Here is a 20,760-nt window from a genome sequence, read left to right as displayed (position 1 = left end):
GCTTCCCAGCCACCCCTAACGCTCAACCTGGGTAACGAACCCTGAAAACATCTCGAAACTGAGTCTTCCACGAACGGGAGCTTTCGTGGAAGAAGTGGTGTGCTGGTTATCGGCATTCGTACGTTAATTTGAATGACCAATAGGGAAGAAGAGCTATAGGCAAAACGTTCGACAATTTAAAAGAGATCGGGTAATATCCTAATCAAATAGAAACTTTGTGAAGGATGTCACAAAATCGTCAACAACCATCTGACCATGAACCGTTTTCACGCTTTATACTAACGGTAGAAGTGACCGATTTTAGTTAGGGGGAACAAAGATGTTTGGTTTTGAAACCGTTGAAGTGAGCCGGGCACTCACGGCTATGACACTGCTTTTCCACGCCATTTTCGCGACGCTTGGAGTCGGTGTTCCTGTACTCGTATCGATTGCCGAGCTCATCGGAATAAAGAAAAAAGATCCACACTATACACTGCTTGCCCGCCGTTGGACGCGCGGCTATACGATTACTGTAGCCGTCGGAGTTGTAACAGGTACGGCGATTGGTTTGCAGTTATCACTGATATGGCCTAGTTTCATGCAGTTGGCCGGGAATGTGATCGCACTGCCACTATTCATGGAAACGTTCGCGTTCTTCTTTGAAGCGATTTTCCTTGGGATTTATTTATATACGTGGGATCGTTTTAAGAAACCGATCTATCACTGGCTATTATCAATTCCTGTCGTCATCGGCGGGACATTGTCAGCATTTTTCATTACCACAGTCAATTCTTTTATGAATACACCTCAAGGCTTCGAAATGGAGGATGGGCGTTTTACAGCGGTTGACCCGCTAGCAGCGATGTTCAACCCTGCGACACCGACGAAGGTGTTTCACGTTATTTCCTCCTCCTATTTAACGGCCGCTGCGGTACTTGCTGGAATTGCAGCCTTCATCATCCTTATAAAAAAAGGGTCGTTATATCATAAAAAAGCGTTGAAGCTAACCGTTCTGATGACCTTTTTATTTGCGATTCTGACAGCTGTTGCCGGCGACTTGTCTGCCAAATTCCTTGCAGAGTACCAGCCGGAAAAACTAGCGGCAGGGGAATGGCATTTTGAGACTGAGAAAGGTGCCGATCTCGTCGTCTTCGGTACATTAAATGAAGACAACGAGGTAGAAAATGCCATACGAATTCCAAACGCATTAAGTTTTCTTGCCTACGGCGATTTTAATGCAGAGGTGGAAGGGTTGAATGAAACGCCGGAAGAGGAACGTCCTCCTCTATGGATTCACTACATGTTTGATCTCATGGTCAGCATCGGGTTTTATACGCTCGGCATCTCGTTCCTATTCCTTATATTCTGGAAGATGAAAAAATGGAACGAATACAACCCGCTTCTCTTATGGGGGATTGTAGCTACAGGCCCGCTTACGATGCTTGCGATTGAATTTGGATGGGTTTACGCAGAAGTAGGTCGCCAACCATGGATTTTACGTGGGTTTATGACCGTAGCAGAAGGTGCCACAACCTCTCCGTATGTGTTTGCGATGTTTATCCTTTTCGCAGCTGTGTACCTTGTCCTGGGTATGGGATGTCTCATCACACTGCGGAAAATATTTAAAGGAAAACCGGCTGAATTGGAGTTGGAACATCGTTATCCTCAAACAGCCGCTGCAAGTAAGGAGGGTGACGTATGAGTTATGAATTGATTGGGATTTCCGTTCTATGGCTCTTCCTCTATGGATATTTGATCGTTGCTTCCGTTGATTTCGGTGCCGGCTTCTTCGCTTACTACGCAAGAATGACAAAGAAGGATCACTTGATCAACCAGCTGATTTCCCGATATTTATCACCTGTGTGGGAAGTGACCAATGTATTTTTCGTCTTCTTTTTCGTAGGACTTGTTGGATTCTTCCCGGATATGGCCTACTATTTTGGTCAAACGCTTTTGATTCCTGGGAGCATCGCCATTGTTCTACTCGCAATCAGGGGGTCCTTTTATGCATTTGAGAATTATGGATCGAAGGATAACTCTCTTTATATGTTCCTTTATGGGGCGACTGGATTACTCATCCCTGCATCTCTTTCGACTGCACTTACCATATCTGAAGGTGGATTTATTGAGGAAACGTCAAACGGTGTGCAGCTCCTTTACGGAGAGTTAATCTCAAGTCCCTATTCCTGGAGTGTTGTTTTCCTTGCCATCGTTAGTGTCCTTTATATCAGTGCTATGTTCCTGACGTATTATGCCAACCGGGCAGGGGATAAGCCTGCGCTTGAGATTCTAAGAAAGTATGCTTTGTTCTGGAGCTCACCGACAATCATCGCCAGTTTGACGACGTTCATCGCACTAAGTCAACAGAACATGGATCACTACCAGCGTGCCATTGAATTATGGTGGGTCTTTGGTATTTCCGTAGCGTTCTTCATGATCGCCGTTTTCCTCGTGTATCAAGGAAAGTACTATGGCTGGGCGTTTATTGCCGTCATGATTCAATTTTTCATCGCCTTCTTTGGTTACGGAGCTTCTCACTTGCCGTACTTGCTCTACCCGTATGTAACCATTACGAGTGGCGTGACCAATGAATCCATGGCTATTGCTCTAGTCATCGTCTTCATTGCCGGATTGCTTTTGTTAATCCCGTCACTCATTCTATTGATGCGTCTGTTCCTTTTCGATGCGGATTATGTGAAAGGGAAAAAATAAAGCCATCCACTAAAAAGCTTAGAGTCTATGGACTCTAAGCTTTTTCTCGATTTTACTTGACGATAGAGTCTCGTTTTAATGAAAGGTTTTGCCTGGTCACCAAACGCTTCTAAATACAAAGAAAACTAGCAAAGTACAAATAGATTCTAAATTGAAATTGATGATTCTACATGTGGAGGAAGGTTTTATATGATAGAATAAGCTTAGATTTTGCGAGACAGTTGGAGGTTGACGTATGAAAAAAGAATTTGCCGTCATCGGTCTCGGCCGCTTCGGGGGCAGCATCTGCCGCGAATTGAGCCGAGAGGGAATGGAAGTCCTTGCCCTCGACCTTGATGAAGATAAAGTAAACGAATACCGGGATATCGCATCACATGCCGTCATAGCTGATTCGACTGATGAAAACGTGTTGAAAGAACTCGGGTTCCGAAACATTGATCACGTGATCGTCGCAATCGGTGATAACATTCAAGCAAGCATGCTGACAACACTGATATTAAAAGAAATGGGCATCAAGATGATCACAGTCAAAGCCCAAAACGATTACCATGAAAAAATATTGAACAAAATTGGAGCCGATCAAGTCGTTCACCCTGAACGAGACATGGGTAAACGAATCGCTCACAATATTATCTCAAACAATATTCTCGATTATATTGAGCTCTCTGATGACCATAGTGTGGTCGAAGTGAAAGCAGGTAGTAAAATGGGCGGCCAGACGCTCGTTGATCTGGATATCCGTGCCGAGTACGGATGTAACGTCGTTGCTATCAAACGAGACAAAGACGTCATCGTTTCCCCAATGGCGACGGAAGAAATTAAAGAGAGCGATGTGCTCATTGTCATTGGTGCGGATAAAGATATCAGTCGCTTTGAAAAGAACCTCGTATTAGAGGATTAATAAGAACGGAAATCCCCCTCTGGTAAAAAAGGTCCAGTGGGGGATGTTTATTGTGGTCTTTTTGTTACAGTTAACTTTGTTCCACTCCCATTCTTTCATTCAATTTCATCTCCATTTTTCTACTTTTTGTCCTCATTCCCAAAGACCTGTAAAAGTCAATGGCTGATGGGAATCTTACCACATCCCAATTGTTTAAAAGTGCTCCCACTTACTGATTATTTACGTTCGCAGAACAAAGACCAGAATTATTCAAGGAACGTAGATAACTTGAGTGTAGCACCTAATCCAACCTTAGACTCCAATAAAATCATAAAAGGTTTAACAGAGCTGGAATATTAGAGATATGGACCGGGTTATCCATGACTTCATTGTTTAAGAAAAGGTGGAAAAGGAAATAAGAAAGGTTATAGAAGATAATTTATGGAGCTTGAAAGGATGATCTGGATGTTCAATAAACGAACAGGTGAAGTCATGACACAACAACTCATCAATTGGGGTGTCGATCATATATACGGAATGCCGGGAGACTCCATCAACGAACTGATTGATGATTTAAGAAAAAGGCAGGAGGAAATCGAATTCATCCAAGTCCGCCATGAGGAAACGGGTGCCCTGTCAGCGGCTGCCTATGCGAAATTGACAGGGAAAATCGGCGTAACAGCAGCGATTGCTGGGCCTGGTGCCGTTCACTTACTGAACGGTCTCTATGATGCCAAAGCCGACAGCGCACCTGTACTGGCGATCGTTGGACAAGTGCATAGTGAAGAGGTAGGGACAGGTGCATTTCAGGAGATTAATTTGGAGAGAATGTTCGATGATGTAGCGGTCTTCAATCGCCGTGCAGAGACAGAGGCGCAGCTGCCGGATCTGCTTGACCAGGCGATCAAGGAGGCTTACGCCCATAAAGGGGTATCTGTCTTAATTGTGCCGGACGATTTATTTGCAGCCAAGCAGACAGATGAAGTTCGCCTCACTTCTGGAGATTATTATCGACCAGAAATTTTCCCTGCGCAAAATCAATTGAATGAAGCAAGACAGCTGATTGAAAAAGCAGAGAAACCGATCATTCTGGCAGGGCAGGGGACAAGAAATGCCCCGAATGAATTGATCGATTTTGCTGAGTCCATAAAAGCCCCGGTCATTTTAAGTCTACTTGCTAAGGGAGTCATTCCGGATAACCACCCGTATTGCCTGGGACAGCATGGTCAAATCGGAACGAAGCCAGCCTACCATGCGATGAAGGAAACGGATTTATTGATTCTAGTAGGAACACAGTTTCCATACCGTGATTTCCTTCCTGAAGATGTCGCAGCTATTCAAATCGACAATAAGCCAGAGAACCTTGGGAAGTATTATCCTATTGAAGTAGGACTGGCTGGGGATAGTAAAGAGACGCTTGCCGCTTTGACGAAGCTCACTGCTCCGGTCGAAAAGCGAGAGTACCTTGAGTATTATCAGGAAAAGATGAACGATTGGAGAATCGCTCTACAAGAAGAGAAACGTTCCACGGATCATCCATTACATGCGCCTCAAGTGATGTATGAATTGGAGAAGCATATGGAACCAGGAGCCATTATATCAGGAGATGTAGGGAACGTGACCGTATGGCTCTCCCGCTTTTTACACCTGGTGAACCAGAAGTTCGTTTTGTCTGGATGGCTAGCCACAATGGGAAGTGGTCTTCCGGGAGCTATTGCAGCGAAAAAAGCCTATCCAGATAAACAGGTAATCGGAGTTTCTGGTGATGGTGGATTCTCCATGGTGATGCATGATTTTGTGACGGCTGTCAAATATGACCTGCCCATCAAGATGATTGTGCTGAATAATAGTAAGATCGGAATGATTAAGTACGAACAAGAACAGATGGGGCATCTCAATTACGCGACGAACTTAGGAGAAGTGGACTTCGCTAAATTTGCGGAAGCTTGTGGTGGAGAAGGTTATCGAATTGAATCTTATGAAGAGCTCTCTACAAAGATGAAGCAGGCCTTCGTTTCCGACAAGCCTCTATTGATCGATGTCGTCATTGAAGACCAGGCGCCACTACCTGGAAAAATTGACTATCAATCAGCTGTGAATTTTTCCAAGTATATCGTTAAAGAATTCTTTGAATCCGGGAACCTTGACTTACCAGACATGAAAAAAGCATTGAAACGCCTGACATAAAAAAATCCCCGCTGGAATTCCAGCGGGGATTTTTTATGATCACACTTCCATGATGATTGGAAGAATCATCGGACGACGTTTTGTCTTTTCAAACAAGAACGGTGCAATGGTATCAGTGATTTCATTTTTGATTTCAGACCATTGAGTCGTACGACGCTCCATCACTTTTTCAACATGGGAGCTGACAAGGTTCTGTGCTTCTTTGATCAAGTCTTCTGATTCTCTCATGTAGACGAATCCACGGGAGATGATATCAGGACCTGAGGCGATCTTGAATTCTTTCATGTTGATGCTAACGACTACGATGACAAGACCTTCTTCAGAAAGAATTCTACGATCACGAAGGACGATGTTACCGATGTCACCAATTCCGCTTCCATCGACATAGACAGAACCGGACGGGATTTTACCTGCGACAGTAGCTTCCTCTTTACCAAGAGCAAGAACGTCACCATTATCCATGACGAAGCAGTTCTCAGGCTCAACGCCACAATCATGGCTGAGCTTTGTGTGCTCCTTCAGCATACGGTATTCCCCGTGAATCGGCATAAAGAATTTCGGTTGGATCAAACGAAGCATGAGCTTCATTTCTTCCTGACTACCGTGACCGGATGTATGAATGTCATTCAATGGGCCGTGGATGACATCGGCACCGGCGCGGTAAAGTTTATTAATAGTACGGCTGACACTGATCGTGTTTCCAGGGATTGGGGAAGAAGAGAACACGACGGTGTCGCCAGGTTGAATTTGAATTTGACGGTGAGTACCGTTGGCGATACGTGACAGGGCAGCCATTGGTTCACCTTGTGAGCCCGTACATAGGATCACGACTTCATTAGCTGGAAGTCGGTTGATCTGCTGGGCATCAATGAATGTATCCTTAGGGGCACGGATATATCCAAGTTCTTGACCGATTCGGATGGAAGATTCCATACTGCGTCCGAAAACAGCCACTTTACGACCTTTCTTAACGGCCGATTCCACCACTTGTTGAAGACGGTGGATGTTAGATGCAAAGGTAGCAAAGATCAATCGACCATCATCCATACGCGAAAAGATGTCGTCGATGCTCTGTCCAACCACACGTTCTGATTTTGTAAAACCAGGAACCTCTGCATTGGTACTATCGGATAATAGGGCAAGCACGCCTTCTTTACCGATCTCAGCCATTTTGGCAAGGTCAGCAGGTTCGCCTACAGGGGTGAAGTCGAATTTGAAATCCCCTGTGTGTACGACGTTTCCTGGTGGGGTTTTTACTACCACACCGTAGGAATCAGGGATACTGTGTGTCGTACGGAAGAAGGAAACGGAAGTTTTACGGAATTTAATGACATCGTCTTCCTGAATCGGATTCAGTTTCGCATTCCGCAAGAGACCGTGTTCATCCAACTTATTACGGATCAGGCCAAGGGCCAATTTGCCCGCGTAAATCGGAATATTAATTTCACGTAGCAGGTAAGGGATACCACCAATGTGGTCCTCGTGACCGTGCGTAATGAATAGTCCTTTGATTTTGTCTTGATTTTGGACGAGGTACGTATAATCCGGAATAACATAGTCGATACCGAGCAGCTCGTCTTCCGGGAATTTGATACCAGCGTCAATGAGGATGATTTCGTCTTGGAATTGTACTCCGTACGTATTTTTACCGATCTCACCGAGTCCGCCAAGGGCGAATACGGCTGTCTGGTCATTTTTGACGAATTTCATCGGTTAAAAGTTCTCCACTTTGTAATCTTCGGATTGCTGTTCATACTCAAGGTGATCCTCATTAAGCACCTGAATATATTCAATATTGAATCCTTCATTTTTTAATTTTTCACGAACTTGTCTTTCTGTTTCCGCTTCCACGTACATGCTGTCTGTACGTTCACGGACAGGAACTTCGCTCGCCAGTTCCTGATAAAGTACTTTAAATATCATTACTCTATCGCTCCTAACTAGATATAATTTCCACATTCTTGTCCTGTCATCATCATAGCACGTTTGTTTCCTGTATGGGAATGATAATGGTATGTGCGGGTGCTCGGTACACCCTTAAACAATGGTTTACGCGTATGTTTTTCGTTTCATTAAATTTTTCCAACGTTTTCTAAGCTTCCTTCGTAGACGCTTCATCATGTGCATCTATCCCCTTTCAATGTGAAGAAGAAAACAAAAAAACGTTAAACCGCCCAATCCCTGTTATCTCTAGTATAATACGGTTTGTGGAAGAATGAAACATTTACATATTAGATTTTGTATATATCGTGTGTTTTTCTTCTCAAACCTATCCACTCATGCTACAGTATAGCCAAAGAGTGGGGTATGCTATGATACATAAACGAAATTGCACTGAAGACGCCGAGGAGGAACAATAGGATGACGAAAAAAATTGCTTTTTTTGATATTGATGGAACACTACTGGATCACGATAAAAAGTTACCAGAGAAAACGAAAGCAGCGATTCAAGCATTAAAAGATGAAGGAGTGTACTGCGCCATTGCAACCGGCCGTGCTCCTTTCATGTATAAGAAGTTGAGAGAGGAACTTGGAATCGATTCCTTCGTAAGTTTCAACGGACAATATGTCGTTTTTGAAGGAAAAGAAATTTACACGAATCCATTATCTGAACCTGAGTTAGAACGACTTCACAAACACGCAGAGCAAAACGACCATCCAATGGTTTTCATGAACCATGAAGAAATGAAAGCCTCTGTACCGGATCATGATCATATCGAAGAAAGTCTAGGAACGCTGTATATTGATCACCCTAGTGCGGATGCCTCCTTTTTCAAAGGAAGAAATATTTATCAGTCCCTTCTGTTTTGTGAAGGGGATGAGATCGAAGAATATCGAGACGCATACGAATCCTTCGATTACATCCGGTGGCACCCCGTTTCCTGTGATGTCCTTCCTAAAGGTGGATCAAAAGCCGAAGGAATCAAAAAGATGATCGAAGCAGCCGGTCTCAAGATGGAGGATACGTACGCTTTTGGCGACGGTTTGAACGATATCGAAATGATCCGTGAGGTAGGAACAGGGATCGCGATGGGAAATGCGGTATCTGAAACGAAAGCCGTCAGTGATTTTGTAACAAAAGATGTAGGTGAAGACGGCCTCTCTCATGCGATTTATGAAATAGGCTTGCTGAAGTAACCTATCTTCAACAAATAGAAGCTAATCCGGAAGAAGTTAAAAAAAGCTCCACCGTCATGGGACGGTGGAGCTTTTGGTTTTTATCGATCGGCAGGTGTAGCGTTGTCAGGCTCCTTAAAAGGATTTTCCTGGTCGATGTGATCATAAAACATGACACCATGGAGATGGTCAATTTCATGTTGAAAGACGATCGCTGCATAATCCCTTAAGCGCAGCTTCACATCATTCCCTTCAAGGTCCGTGGCTTTCACTGTAATACGGCGATAGCGTGGCACATAACCAGGCACTTCACGGTCCACGGAAAGGCAGCCTTCTCCTGTAGAAAGATAGGTCTTTTCCACAGAATGACTGACAATACGAGGATTGAATAAGCCATAGCTGTATAATTTATCTTTCATATCAGTGAAATGAACGGCTAACATCCGTTTATTCACATTGATCTGTGGTGCAGCCAAGCCTACCCCGGGACGGAGGCCGTAACGGTTACAAACTTGTTCATCCTGGCTGTTTTTCAAGTATTGGATCATTTCTTCCAACGTTTTTTTATCTTCCTCAGAAGGGGGAAGGGACACTTCCTCTGTCACTTTGCGCAGAGCAGGGTGACCTTCACGAACAATATCGTCCATTGTGATCATTCAGCAACATCCTTTCAAACTATACATTTTCAAACAAAGCCCCAATCATGTATTTATAAAAATAAAATAAAGAGCTCTCTCAAGTAAGTCCTTTTCTCTTCTATGTCAATGGTAACATATGTGAAAAAGGCACTTTTCATTTAATATCATTTATTATACTATTGTAGATACGTTTAGATTACAATAATGTTTCATGGAATTCGAGGGGGAAAAGGTGTGCGAGTACATAAGCTAGTGGTGCTCCTGGCAGTTGCAGCTTTCTTATCAGCCTGCACAGGGCAGTCAGCAGAAGAACAGATTTATGAACATCTGGAAAAAGCGGTGACGCTGGAAGATGCTTTCCGCGAACAACAGCAGCCGATGGTGGATCTTGAAACAGAAGAACAACAGTTATATGAAGAAATCATCAATTTGAATATGGATCAATTTGATGAAATTCAGGAAAAGTCAAAGCAGGCGGCCTCTATTGTTGAGGAACGAAGAGAAAAGCTCGAGCTGGAGAAAGAAAGCATTGATGCAGCTAAAGAAGAATTTGATAAGATTGAACCTCTTATTGAAGACTTAGAGGAAGAGAACACAGACGCAAAAGAAAAAGCGGAGCAACTCGTCGAGACGATGAATGCACGATATGACTCGTATCAAAATTTGTACGGAGCTTACGATGAAGCATTAACCATGGATGCCAAACTTTATGAAATGATGCAGAACGAAGACTTGACGGAAGAACAACTTCAAGAACAAATCGATAAGATCAATCAGAAATATAATGAAGTGATCGAACATAATGAAACATTCAATAAACATACAGAAGAGTATAATACATTGAAGAAAGAACTTTATGAAGCGATGGAACTTGATGTAACTTATGAAGAACAATCAGAATCTTCTGCTTCAGAAGAGGAATAATAGGAAAGCCGTTGACGGATATTCGTCAACGGCTTTTCATTTGAGCGAACACGCATGATGACTGAAGCAGTAGGAAAGCTTCCACGGAACAATTCATTTGATTGTAAAGGAGAAAAGACGTAAGATTAATACAGGCTTAATTTTGTGGTAATACAGTATCGTGTTCTGAAATAACAAAATAAGTCATTTTTCGACTGCTGTTAGAAGCCTCAATGACTATGTATAGATATTATGTAGTGAAGTGATTGACGAATGATGACGATTTGAGCTAAACTACATAATGGATTGACATTGTACCATTGAATCTTACTTGAAGAATGTAACAGTTTCTATAAACGCCCCTGCATGATTAATAAATATGTGTTCAGGGTAAAACGTAAAGAGCAAATCGGTACAGTTTTTTTTCATAATTGGGAAAGCTACTCACAGCATCCATTTTAAAATACGAAAGGAAAGGGTGAATGACTTTGAAACGAACTCTTGAGAACATTGAAAACCAGTTCGAAACGTTTCAAATCCTTAACGAAGAAGGCGAAATCGTAAATGAAGATTTTATGCCTGACCTATCTGATGAAGATCTGAAAGAAATTATGCGCCGTATGGTTTATACGCGTATTCTTGACCAGCGTTCCATCGCACTTAACCGCCAGGGACGTCTTGGATTCTACGCTCCAACTGCAGGACAGGAAGCATCTCAGCTTGGAAGCCAATTTGCACTGGAGAAAGCAGACTTCATTCTTCCAGGGTATCGTGATGTACCACAGCTGATCTGGCACGGTCTTCCACTTTACCAAGCATTCCTATTCTCCCGTGGACACTATAAAGGAAACCAAATGCCTGAAGGTGTCAACGCAGTAAGCCCACAAATCATCATCGGTGCGCAAATTACGCAGACAGCTGGTGTTGGTCTTGGTTATAAAAAACGTGGTGAAAATGCTGTAGCAATCACATACACAGGTGATGGCGGAGCATCCCAAGGTGACTTCTATGAAGGAATCAACTTTGCTGGTGCATTCGGTGCGCAAGCGATTTTCGTTGTACAAAACAACCGCTTTGCGATCTCTGTACCTGTTGAGAAGCAGTCTGCAGCACAAACAATTGCGCAAAAAGCAGTAGCTGCCGGAATCGAAGGCATCCAGGTTGACGGTATGGACGTTCTTGCTGTTTATGCGGCAACAAAAGATGCACGTGAGCGTGCTGTGAACGGTGAAGGTCCGACATTGATCGAGACACTTACTTATCGTTATGGTCCACACACAATGGCCGGAGACGATCCGACTCGTTACCGTACGGAAGATGAAGACAACGAGTGGGAGAAGAAAGATCCAATCGTTCGTTTCCGTAAGTTCCTCGAAGCAAAAGGCCTATGGTCTGAAGAGGAAGAGAACGAATTGATCGAAAAAACAAAAGAAGAAATCAAAGCAGCTGTTAAAGAAGCTGACAATACTCCAAAACAAAGTGTTACTGATTTGATCGGTATCATGCATGAGGAACTTCCTTCAAACTTGAAAGAGCAGTTGGAAGAATACAAGGAAAAGGAGTCGAAGTAAATCATGGCACAAATGACAATGATCCAAGCCATCACAGACGCGATGCGCACAGAACTTAAAAATGATGAAAACGTGCTTGTTTTCGGTGAAGACGTTGGTCAAAACGGCGGAGTATTCCGTGCGACTGAAGGTCTTCAAAAAGAATTCGGCGAAGATCGTGTATTCGATACACCACTAGCTGAATCCGGAATCGGCGGTATGTCCATCGGGCTTGCTCTTACAGGCTTCCGTCCGGTACCTGAAATTCAATTCTTCGGTTTCGTTTACGAAGTTATGGACGCAATCAGCGGTCAAATGGCTCGCTATCGTTACCGCTCTGGTGGTACTCGTCCAATGCCGATTACTGTTCGTTCTCCTTTCGGCGGCGGTGTACACACACCAGAACTTCACGCAGACAGCCTTGAAGGTCTGATGGCTCAACAGCCTGGTCTTCGTGTAGTGATCCCATCCAATCCATACGATGCGAAAGGTCTTTTGATCTCTTCCATCCGTAATAACGATCCTGTCATCTTCCTTGAGCACATGAAACTTTACCGTTCTTTCCGTGAAGAAGTGCCAGAAGAAGAATATACAGTAGATCTTGATAAAGCAGCCGTTAAGCGCGAAGGTACAGACGTTACTCTTGTTGCTTATGGTGCAATGGTTCACTCTTCTCTTAAAGCTGCAGAAGAGCTTGAGAAAGACGGAATCAGTGCTGAAGTCATCGATCTTCGTACTGTATCTCCAGTCGATTACGAAACGATTCTTGAATCTGTTAAGAAAACAAACCGCGCTGTGGTTGTCCAGGAAGCTCAAAAGCAAGCGGGTATCGCAGCGAACGTTGTTTCTGAAATTCAAGAGAAAGCCATCCTTCACCTTGAAGCTCCTGTATTGCGTGTAGCTGCACCAGATACTGTGTATGCATTCACACAAGCAGAAGAAGTATGGTTGCCAAATCACAACACGATCGTTGAAAAAGTCAACGACGTTATGAACTTTTAATCATCTCTAATACTAGGAGGTAATAACCGTGGCATTCGAATTTAAACTGCCTGATATCGGTGAAGGTATCCACGAAGGTGAAATTGCGAAGTGGTTCGTCAAGCCTGGCGACGAAGTAAAAGAAGACGATGTACTTTGTGAAGTACAAAACGATAAAGCAGTAGTAGAAATCCCTTCCCAAGTAGATGGAACGGTCAAAGACATCCACGTAGACGAAGGTGAAACGACTACAGTCGGAACAGTTATCATCACAATTGATGATGGATCTGAAGATGCTCCTGCTTCTGAAGAGCCTAAAGAAGAGCCGAAAGAAGAAAAAGAGGAAGCACCTAAAGAAGAAAGCAAAGATGAAAAAGCTGAACAACCAGCAGCATCTGCAAACGATGGTGACGTTGACGAAGACCGCCGCGTTGTAGCGATGCCTTCTGTGCGTAAATTCGCGCGTGATAACGATGTCGACATCCGTAAAGTTCAAGGATCCGGCAAAAACGGCCGCGTTCTTAAAGAAGACGTTGAAAGCTTCATGAACGGCGGACAAGCGGAAACAGCAACAGAAGCTCCAGCTGAAGACAAGCAGGAAGAAGCAGCAGCTTCTACGCAACAAGCAGCTCCAGCTGCAGGTGAAGCTTACCCAGAAACTCGTGAGAAGATGAGCGGAATCCGTAAAGCGATCTCCAAAGCTATGGTGAACTCCAAGCACACTGCTCCTCACGTAACGTTGATGGACGAAGTGGATGTATCTGAACTCGTTGCTCACCGTAAGAAGTTCAAAGCTGTTGCAGCTGAACAAGACATCAAGTTGACTTACCTTCCATATGTGGTGAAGTCTCTTGTTTCTACTCTGAAAAAATATCCTGTTCTTAATACGTCAATTGACGACAATACGGATGAAATTATTCAGAAACACTATTATAATATTGGTATCGCTGCAGACACAGAGAAAGGCCTAATGGTTCCAGTCGTTAAAGACGCAGACCGCAAGTCTGTCTTCTCAATCTCAAGCGAAATCAATGAACTAGCTGTGAAAGCTCGTGACGGTAAACTATCATCTGAAGAAATGAAAGGTGCTTCCACTACAATTACGAATATCGGATCTGCCGGTGGCCAGTGGTTCACACCAGTCATCAACCACCCAGAAGTGGCGATCCTTGGTATCGGACGTATTGCAGACAAGCCAATCGTACGCGATGGTGAAGTTGTAGTAGCTCCAGTTCTTGCGATTTCCTTAAGCTTTGACCACCGTATCATCGATGGTGCGACAGCTCAGCACGCAATGAACAACATCAAGCGTTTACTGAACGATCCACAACTAATCATGATGGAGGCGTAAAGTATGGTAGTAGGAGATTTCCCAATTGAACTAGATACGTTAGTTGTCGGTGCGGGTCCTGGCGGTTATGTTGCCGCCATCCGTGCTGCACAATCCGGTCAAAATGTAACCATTGTCGACAAAGGTAACCTTGGTGGCGTTTGTTTGAACGTCGGCTGTGTTCCTTCCAAAGCGTTGATCCAAGCGGGTCACCGTTACGAACACGCTCAAGGCGCTGAAGACATGGGAATCAAGTCAGAAAATACAACCGTTGACTTCTCTAAAGTACAAGAGTGGAAAGGCGGCGTTGTAAACAAACTGACTGGCGGTGTTGAAGGTCTTCTTAAAGGAAACAAAGTAGACATCGTAAAAGGCGAAGTTTACTTCGTAGATAAAAACACAGTCCGTGTCATGGATGAAAAGAACTCTCAAACGTACACGTTCAACAATTGCATCATTGCAACTGGTTCTCGTCCGATTGAGATTCCTTCTTTCAAATTCTCTGATCGTGTTCTAGATTCTACAGGTGCTTTGAACCTGGATGAAATTCCTGAGAAAATGGTCGTGATCGGTGGCGGATACATCGGTACAGAGCTTGGTACGGCGTATGCGAACTTCGGTACAGAAGTAACCATCCTTGAAGGAACAAAAGACATCCTTGGCGGCTTCGAGAAGCAAATGTCTTCCATCGTTAAGAAGCGTCTGAAGAAAAAAGGCGTTGACGTTGTAACGGAAGCTATGGCTCAAGGTGTTGAAGAGACAGAAAACGGCGTGACTGTTAAGTATGAAGCTAAAGGTGAAGAAAAATCCATCGATGCGGATTACGTACTTGTCACTGTCGGTCGTCGTCCGAACACCGACGAAATCGGTCTTGAAGATCTAGGAATCAAGATGACGGATAAAGGAATCATCGAAATCGATAAACAGTGCCGCACGAGCATTGATAACATCTATGCGATCGGTGATATCGTTGAAGGACCACCACTTGCTCACAAAGCTTCTTATGAAGGTAAAATCGCTGCAGAAGCGATCTCTGGAGAGAAGTCAGAAATCGACTACCTTGGAATTCCAGCTGTCGTATTCTCTGATCCAGAACTAGCTTCTGTTGGTTACACAGAGCAAGAAGCAAAAGATGCTGGATATGATGTGAAAGCTTCTAAATTCCCATTTGCAGCTAACGGACGTGCGCTATCTCTTAACGAAAGTGACGGTTTCCTGAAACTCGTTACTCGTAAAGAAGACGGCCTTGTCATCGGTGCTCAAATCGCTGGTGCGAATGCAAGTGACATGATTGCTGAGCTTGGCTTGGCAATTGAGTCCGGCATGACTGCCGAAGACTTAGCGCTTACCATCCACGCTCACCCAACACTAGGTGAGATCACGATGGAAGCAGCTGAAGTTGCGATCGATCAACCGATCCACATCGTTAAATAATAATCTATAAAGCCCGACGGCTCCTATGAGTCTGTCGGGCTTTTTGTTTTGGAAAGAGTTCAACGTCTCCTGACTGGACTTTAATGTCCCTTGGTGGTAAGTCAATGTCCTCTAACTGGACTTTAATGTCCCTTAGCGTCAAGTCAATGTCCTCTAACTGAGCATCAATGTCCTATAATAATGTGTTAATGTCCTCTAACCAAGCTATAACGTCCTCTAACTAGAAATCCTTTTTAAGTACATAAAAAAGCCTCCACTATACAAAGGGAGGCTTGGCATTCATCTAATCATCGCTATATGATTTTCCAAAGTCATTAAAATTTTTTCGCGTGGGTTGTTTCCGGAGATCGTGGTTATCGTTTTACCTTCTTCTTTCACTACGAGGACAGGTAATTCTTCCGTTGGGATGCTCAATTCGCTTTTGTCCTTTTCCGTCTGTTTGAACTGTAATTCAGCCCCGTCATCCTGCTTCATTTTCCAATCGAGAAGGGCGCTCAAGTAATCCTGTGCGGACTCTTCCTGGTCAACCTCGGAGTATAAGTATAATTCATAATCCTCAGGTGTAGCTGTAAGTACTTGTACGGATTCACCTTTTTGTAGACATCCCGCGAGTAAGAATATTGCTAAAAAAGATAGGATAATACGATTGATCATAGTCCGTCCCACTCCCTTGTCTTTGATCCATTCTCAGTGTAACAAGGAACTAGGAAGATTATTTACTTGTTATCATTTTGTCATGGAAATGATAGTGTCATGTTGTATTGTGACATCGATTGTAAAATCCTTAATAAAACCAAAAGGGACGTATCTTTAGGTGTTAATATGCAGCATGGGCCGAAGTGTAAATCAAAGGTCGCGGGTAAAGAGGGGAGAGGTTTGGTATGAAGAAAGGTGGTGTGAGGGCCTTTGTTGAGTTCAGAGTAAGCCGTATAAGAATCAAAATAGAAAGGAACCCAGAAACAAGTTCTGGGTTCCTTTTGAAGCTTTATCTTGTTTTCTTCTTAAGATCCACTTTTTTCGCTTCCTCTTGGAATGCTTTAAACAAGGAGAAGCATATGAGAATCATGATAAAGGTGAACGGGAAGGCTGCGATGATCGCTGCCGTTTGTAGGGCTCCTAATCCACCTTGCCAAAGGAGGACAGCAGCTGCTCCAGCCTGAATGATTCCCCATGTGAATTTCACCTGGTTTGTAGGATTCAAACTCCCGTTTGTCGTCTGCATGCCAAGTACAAAAGTGGCAGAGTCAGCAGATGTGATAAAGAACGTACTAATGAGCAATAGTCCAATGATGGACATGATTGATCCTAGTGGTACATTTTCCAACATAGAGAAGAGAGCCACTTCAGCTCCAAGTTCGCTGACATCTGAATAGAGATCAACGTTATTGAAGTACTCAAGTGAAATAGCTGTTCCACCGAATACAGAGAACCATAGAGCCCCGAAGACCGTCGGTACTAGAAGTACACCTAAAATAAATTCTCTGATCGTACGCCCGCGGGATACACGTGCGATGAAGGTTCCAACGAATGGAGCCCAGGAAATCCACCAAGCCCAATAGAATATCGTCCAGCTTTGAACCCATGAACTATCTTCCTCAAATGGAGTCATCCGGAAACTCATGTATGGAAGGTCCCGGAGATATGATCCGAATGATGTCGTGAAATAATCCATGATAAAGTTTGTCGGACCTGCAAACAACATGAATACCATTAAACCAATAGCAAGTACGACGTTCGTGTTACTAAGGTATTTAATCCCTTTGTTCAAACCAGTCATGGCTGAAGTCATAAAGAGTATAGTTACAACAGCGATAATCGTAAGTTGTAGTGTGAACGTATCTTCTAACCCATCAATGGTAAAGGCAAGACCACTGGAAATTTGTAGTGCACCTAATCCAAGAGATGTCGCTACACCGAAGATCGTTGCGAATACAGCGATAAAGTCAATCAGTGTACCTAGAGGACCCTTCACTCTCTTTTCACCTAGGACTGGTGTGAGAGCGGCACTAATCACGCCTGGTGCGTCCTTTCTGAATTTAAAGTAGGCAAGGGCTAGAGCGATTACAGAGTAAAAGGCCCAAGGGTGAAATCCCCAGTGGAAGAACGTGTACTTCATAGCTGACTGAGCCGCTTGTTCGCTCACCGGTTCTTGACCAGGGATCGGTGGAGTATGGAAGTGGAAAAGGGGTTCTGCAGCTCCCCAGAAAACTAGTCCAATTCCCATCCCAGCACTAAAGAGCATGGCAAACCATGTAATGTATGGATATTCCGGTTCATCATCAGGCTTACCTAATTTTAATTTTCCATATTTCGAGAAGACCAAAAAGATAGCAAAAATTAAGAATCCTGTAGCTGACAGCAAGTAGAACCATCCAAATTTCTCTGTAAGGAAACCTTGAATGTTTGATGTTACATTTTGTAAGTTCCAAGTCGGTAATGTAGCTTCTGGGATGATTCCCCAGCCGATAAATAAGAATGCGATAACAACTGAAATGTAAAACACTTTTGTTACTTGTTTCATTACTGACTTCCCTCCTAATAAAAGATTTCTTCACCACATTATGAATGATCTGGTAAATAGCATTTTTTCACTAATTGTTCTTGTTTTTCTGACAAATTTTGCAATTCTTCCAAGACATCGTGAAAACAAAGCAATTCATAAATTAAGATCGTCTGCGGTGGTAAATGGTGTCGGTAACCTGTCTGCTTTACGACGTGGTCTTCTTTCCATTTCCAGAATGCATCATCCAATTGATTTACCATCTCGAATTGTCTTTCATTAATTGAGTGGGTCGGGTCACTAAGTACTTTGGTGAATTCTTCTGTAAGTGCAAGCAAAAGCTCTTTTTCCTCTTTTGTAAAATCAGAAGCTTTTGTTTGGACGTACTGTAAGTTTCCGAGATGATAAGCAATTTGTTGGAATGCCGCCAGTTTCCGTTGAGAGAGTTGAAAAGCGACCATCTCTTCTTCTGAGTGGCGGTGGTATTTCCACTCTTCCCTTTGGTATTGAGAAAGCTGATTTGTCTTTTCCAGATGGGCCGTCAATTGCCGGTAGGACCTCTGAATAACTCGAGTTTTCTCTTTAGATTCTGCCGTAACCTCAGAAATTATTCGTTTCAAAAGCAGACCAGCATGATTATACAAACCGTTGATGTTTTTGTAAATCATAGGCGAATAATTGGGTGGTAAAAGGAAAAAATTCACAAAAGTAGAGATGATGATTCCAATGGAGGTTGTACCCAATCTCGTGAAAAATGAAACCACATAGTGGTCCTGGAAGTCTGGAATCATGGCAGTCGCCGTGATGGTAGCGACCAAAATTCCATCATCCAGTTTCAGTTTGTGACAGACGGCGATCGTCACCATAGCTACAAGAGCGAATGTCAAAGCACCTTTTCCGAGCATCCCGTAAAATGCCGTCGCAAGTAATGCACCGATGGCTGAGGCAGGGAAGCGGACGAAGGCTTTCTTAATCGAATCTGCAGCGGTGTGTTCAATCGTTACAATAGCTGTGATGACAGCAAATATGATGGGTAAATTAAAAAAACCGCAAATCAATGCAGTCAAAAAGACAGAAATTCCCGTTTTTAACGTTCGGCTTCCTAGAAATTTGAATTTTTTTAGTGAATGTATCATTTCAATCACCCATATGTAAGAAGTCATGAGACCACGATTAAACATTATATAATATTTTACCCGAAAACGATAGAAAAAATGTTGATTTTTCTTTTATAATAGAGAAAGTGGAAATACATAACAGTGGAGGGAACACCTATGAAAAGATGGACAAGTTTGTTGTTTGTACTGATTTTTATGCTTTCTGCCTGCTCGGGAGCAAACAGTGAAGAGGTTGAAAAAGCGGAAAACGAGCCAGCTGAGAAAGAGGCGACAGAAGAAGTTGAACAAGAAGAATCGAAAGAAACAGCTGCTGAGGTAGAAGAGACTGAAGAACCTGTAGCGAGAGGGGAAGCCTACGATAGGAATGTAGAACCGCAATATGAATTGACGGGGAACTGGTCCTTCAAGCCGATTGCAGAGGCGAACCCGAAAGTCGCTCTACTTACGATTGATGATGCACCAGATACTCACGCAGTAGAAATGGCTAAAACGTTAAAAGAAAAAGATGCACCTGCAATCTTTTTTGTAAATGGCCATTTCATTGATACACCAGAAGAAAAAGAAAAATTAAAAGAGATTCACGAAATGGGCTTTCCTATAGGAAATCACACAGAAACCCACGCGAGCTTACCTGATCTAAGTGAAGAAGAACAAAGAAAAGAAATTGTTGGACTGAATGATAAGATTGAAGAAATCATAGGTGAACGGCCAGTCTTTTTCCGTGCCCCATTTGGACAGAATACCGATTTTTCTAAGCAATTGGCTGAAGAAGAAGGCATGCTCGTCATGAACTGGACCTATGGATACGATTGGGAAAGTGAATACCAGGACGCTCAAGCGCTTGCTGACATCATGGTTAACACTCCCCTTCTAAATAACGGTGCTAACTTGCTCATGCACGATCGGGAATGGACAAATAAGGCCCTCGGCCCTATTGCGGATGGTCTGCGAGAGAAGGGCTACGAGCTGTTAGATCCAGCACTTATTCAAACACCATAGCTAAAAAGATCACTCCCAGGAGTGATCTTTTTTTAGGCTTAAAGATGAAACCTGATCATATACTAGTAGGTAGAGAAATTATTAGTATGACACATTTTATAAAAAGTTATACTTTTGGGCTTGATTTTTCGATTGTGCCATATTAGAATAAAATTACGTTGAAAACGATTACAAATATGGGGAGTGGATGTGAATGGGTACAATCGTATGTCAAGACTGTCAGAAGGTAATTGAGCACTACGAAAATGAAAAGGTTTCTACTCTTTACAGCACCTGTCCTACTTGCAACAAACCAGAAGATAAATAAAGAGTATGTTCTATTAAACGGGGGCATCATTCCTGAAAAGGAGACATAAAAGGAAAGAACCAGGTCATGGACCTGGTTCTTTTTCGTTCCGCGAAAGGATTTCCGATGTGAGGAAATCCTTTCGC

General features: G+C 43.3%; 18 protein-coding genes. 12 read left to right on the top strand and 6 right to left on the bottom strand.

Annotated features, from left to right (window positions below):
* Positions 1 to 319: 319 nt before the first annotated feature.
* The 4 genes from HFA01_RS18475 (at position 320) to HFA01_RS18460 (ending at position 5,758) form a co-directional block, all read left to right on the top strand.
* Positions 320 to 1,681, top strand: a complete 1,362-nt coding sequence (locus tag HFA01_RS18475) for a cytochrome ubiquinol oxidase subunit I (protein WP_146818846.1) — start codon at positions 320 to 322, stop codon at positions 1,679 to 1,681.
* Positions 1,678 to 2,691, top strand: coding sequence for a cytochrome d ubiquinol oxidase subunit II (locus HFA01_RS18470; protein ID WP_146818845.1), 1,014 nt, complete (start codon positions 1,678 to 1,680; stop codon positions 2,689 to 2,691). The genes HFA01_RS18475 and HFA01_RS18470 overlap by 4 nt, the downstream gene beginning before the upstream one ends.
* A 235-nt stretch (positions 2,692 to 2,926) precedes the next feature.
* Positions 2,927 to 3,592, top strand: a complete 666-nt coding sequence (locus tag HFA01_RS18465; protein WP_089652745.1) for a potassium channel family protein — start codon at positions 2,927 to 2,929, stop codon at positions 3,590 to 3,592.
* Positions 3,593 to 4,036: 444 nt separating this feature from the next.
* On the top strand, positions 4,037 to 5,758 hold the full coding sequence (locus tag HFA01_RS18460; RefSeq protein WP_146818844.1) for a pyruvate oxidase: 1,722 nt from the start codon (positions 4,037 to 4,039) through the stop codon (positions 5,756 to 5,758).
* A gap of 39 nt (positions 5,759 to 5,797) precedes the next feature.
* Here HFA01_RS18460 and rnjA read toward each other — a convergent pair whose 3' ends face one another.
* Together rnjA and HFA01_RS18450 are read right to left on the bottom strand one after the other, a co-directional pair.
* The gene (gene rnjA, locus HFA01_RS18455) at positions 5,798 to 7,468 is read right to left on the bottom strand and encodes a ribonuclease J1 (protein WP_146818843.1); all 1,671 of its coding nucleotides are present in this window, start codon (positions 7,466 to 7,468) and stop codon (positions 5,798 to 5,800) included.
* Between the two features lie 3 nt (positions 7,469 to 7,471).
* Positions 7,472 to 7,681, bottom strand: coding sequence for a DNA-dependent RNA polymerase subunit epsilon (locus HFA01_RS18450; protein ID WP_146818842.1), 210 nt, complete (start codon positions 7,679 to 7,681; stop codon positions 7,472 to 7,474).
* Between the two features lie 438 nt (positions 7,682 to 8,119).
* Here HFA01_RS18450 and HFA01_RS18445 point away from each other — a divergent pair, with 438 nt between their 5' ends.
* The gene (locus tag HFA01_RS18445) at positions 8,120 to 8,896 is read left to right on the top strand and encodes a Cof-type HAD-IIB family hydrolase (RefSeq protein WP_146818841.1); all 777 of its coding nucleotides are present in this window, start codon (positions 8,120 to 8,122) and stop codon (positions 8,894 to 8,896) included.
* A gap of 80 nt (positions 8,897 to 8,976) precedes the next feature.
* Here the strand turns inward: HFA01_RS18445 and def are convergent, their stop codons facing one another.
* On the bottom strand, positions 8,977 to 9,531 hold the full coding sequence (def, locus tag HFA01_RS18440; protein ID WP_146818840.1) for a peptide deformylase: 555 nt from the start codon (positions 9,529 to 9,531) through the stop codon (positions 8,977 to 8,979).
* 216 nt (positions 9,532 to 9,747) lie between these two features.
* On the opposite strand from def, the gene HFA01_RS18435 reads away from it, so the two are divergent.
* From HFA01_RS18435 to lpdA, 5 genes are all read left to right on the top strand, one after another.
* The gene (locus tag HFA01_RS18435; protein WP_246139368.1) at positions 9,748 to 10,437 is read left to right on the top strand and encodes a YkyA family protein; all 690 of its coding nucleotides are present in this window, start codon (positions 9,748 to 9,750) and stop codon (positions 10,435 to 10,437) included.
* A gap of 467 nt (positions 10,438 to 10,904) precedes the next feature.
* The gene (gene pdhA, locus HFA01_RS18430; RefSeq protein ID WP_146818847.1) at positions 10,905 to 11,987 is read left to right on the top strand and encodes a pyruvate dehydrogenase (acetyl-transferring) E1 component subunit alpha; all 1,083 of its coding nucleotides are present in this window, start codon (positions 10,905 to 10,907) and stop codon (positions 11,985 to 11,987) included.
* 3 nt (positions 11,988 to 11,990) lie between these two features.
* The gene (locus HFA01_RS18425; RefSeq protein WP_089652751.1) at positions 11,991 to 12,968 is read left to right on the top strand and encodes an alpha-ketoacid dehydrogenase subunit beta; all 978 of its coding nucleotides are present in this window, start codon (positions 11,991 to 11,993) and stop codon (positions 12,966 to 12,968) included.
* Positions 12,969 to 12,996: 28 nt separating this feature from the next.
* Positions 12,997 to 14,298, top strand: a complete 1,302-nt coding sequence (locus HFA01_RS18420) for a dihydrolipoamide acetyltransferase family protein (protein WP_146818838.1) — start codon at positions 12,997 to 12,999, stop codon at positions 14,296 to 14,298.
* Between the two features lie 3 nt (positions 14,299 to 14,301).
* Positions 14,302 to 15,711: a dihydrolipoyl dehydrogenase gene (gene lpdA, locus HFA01_RS18415; protein ID WP_146818837.1), complete on the top strand. Its 1,410-nt coding sequence runs from the start codon at positions 14,302 to 14,304 to the stop codon at positions 15,709 to 15,711.
* 279 nt (positions 15,712 to 15,990) lie between these two features.
* Here lpdA and HFA01_RS18410 read toward each other — a convergent pair whose 3' ends face one another.
* From HFA01_RS18410 to HFA01_RS18400, 3 genes are all read right to left on the bottom strand, one after another.
* A complete protein-coding gene (locus HFA01_RS18410) occupies positions 15,991 to 16,365 on the bottom strand; it encodes a hypothetical protein (RefSeq protein WP_146818836.1) in 375 nt (124 codons plus the stop codon).
* A 331-nt stretch (positions 16,366 to 16,696) separates the two neighbouring features.
* A complete protein-coding gene (locus tag HFA01_RS18405; protein WP_146818835.1) occupies positions 16,697 to 18,232 on the bottom strand; it encodes a glycine betaine uptake BCCT transporter in 1,536 nt (511 codons plus the stop codon).
* Between the two features lie 38 nt (positions 18,233 to 18,270).
* Positions 18,271 to 19,347, bottom strand: coding sequence for an FUSC family protein (locus HFA01_RS18400; protein WP_146818834.1), 1,077 nt, complete (start codon positions 19,345 to 19,347; stop codon positions 18,271 to 18,273).
* A gap of 138 nt (positions 19,348 to 19,485) precedes the next feature.
* On the opposite strand from HFA01_RS18400, the gene HFA01_RS18395 reads away from it, so the two are divergent.
* Together HFA01_RS18395 and HFA01_RS18390 are read left to right on the top strand one after the other, a co-directional pair.
* Complete coding sequence (locus tag HFA01_RS18395; RefSeq protein WP_146818833.1) at positions 19,486 to 20,328, top strand: polysaccharide deacetylase family protein; 843 nt, start codon at positions 19,486 to 19,488, stop codon at positions 20,326 to 20,328.
* Positions 20,329 to 20,521: 193 nt separating this feature from the next.
* The gene (locus HFA01_RS18390) at positions 20,522 to 20,635 is read left to right on the top strand and encodes a GapA-binding peptide SR1P (protein WP_089652758.1); all 114 of its coding nucleotides are present in this window, start codon (positions 20,522 to 20,524) and stop codon (positions 20,633 to 20,635) included.
* Positions 20,636 to 20,760 lie beyond the last annotated feature (125 nt).

Source organism: Halobacillus faecis, from assembly GCF_007991335.1.
In the GTDB taxonomy this organism is placed as follows: domain Bacteria; phylum Bacillota; class Bacilli; order Bacillales; family Halobacillaceae; genus Halobacillus; species Halobacillus faecis.
This window is presented reverse-complemented; position numbering and strand designations above follow the sequence as displayed.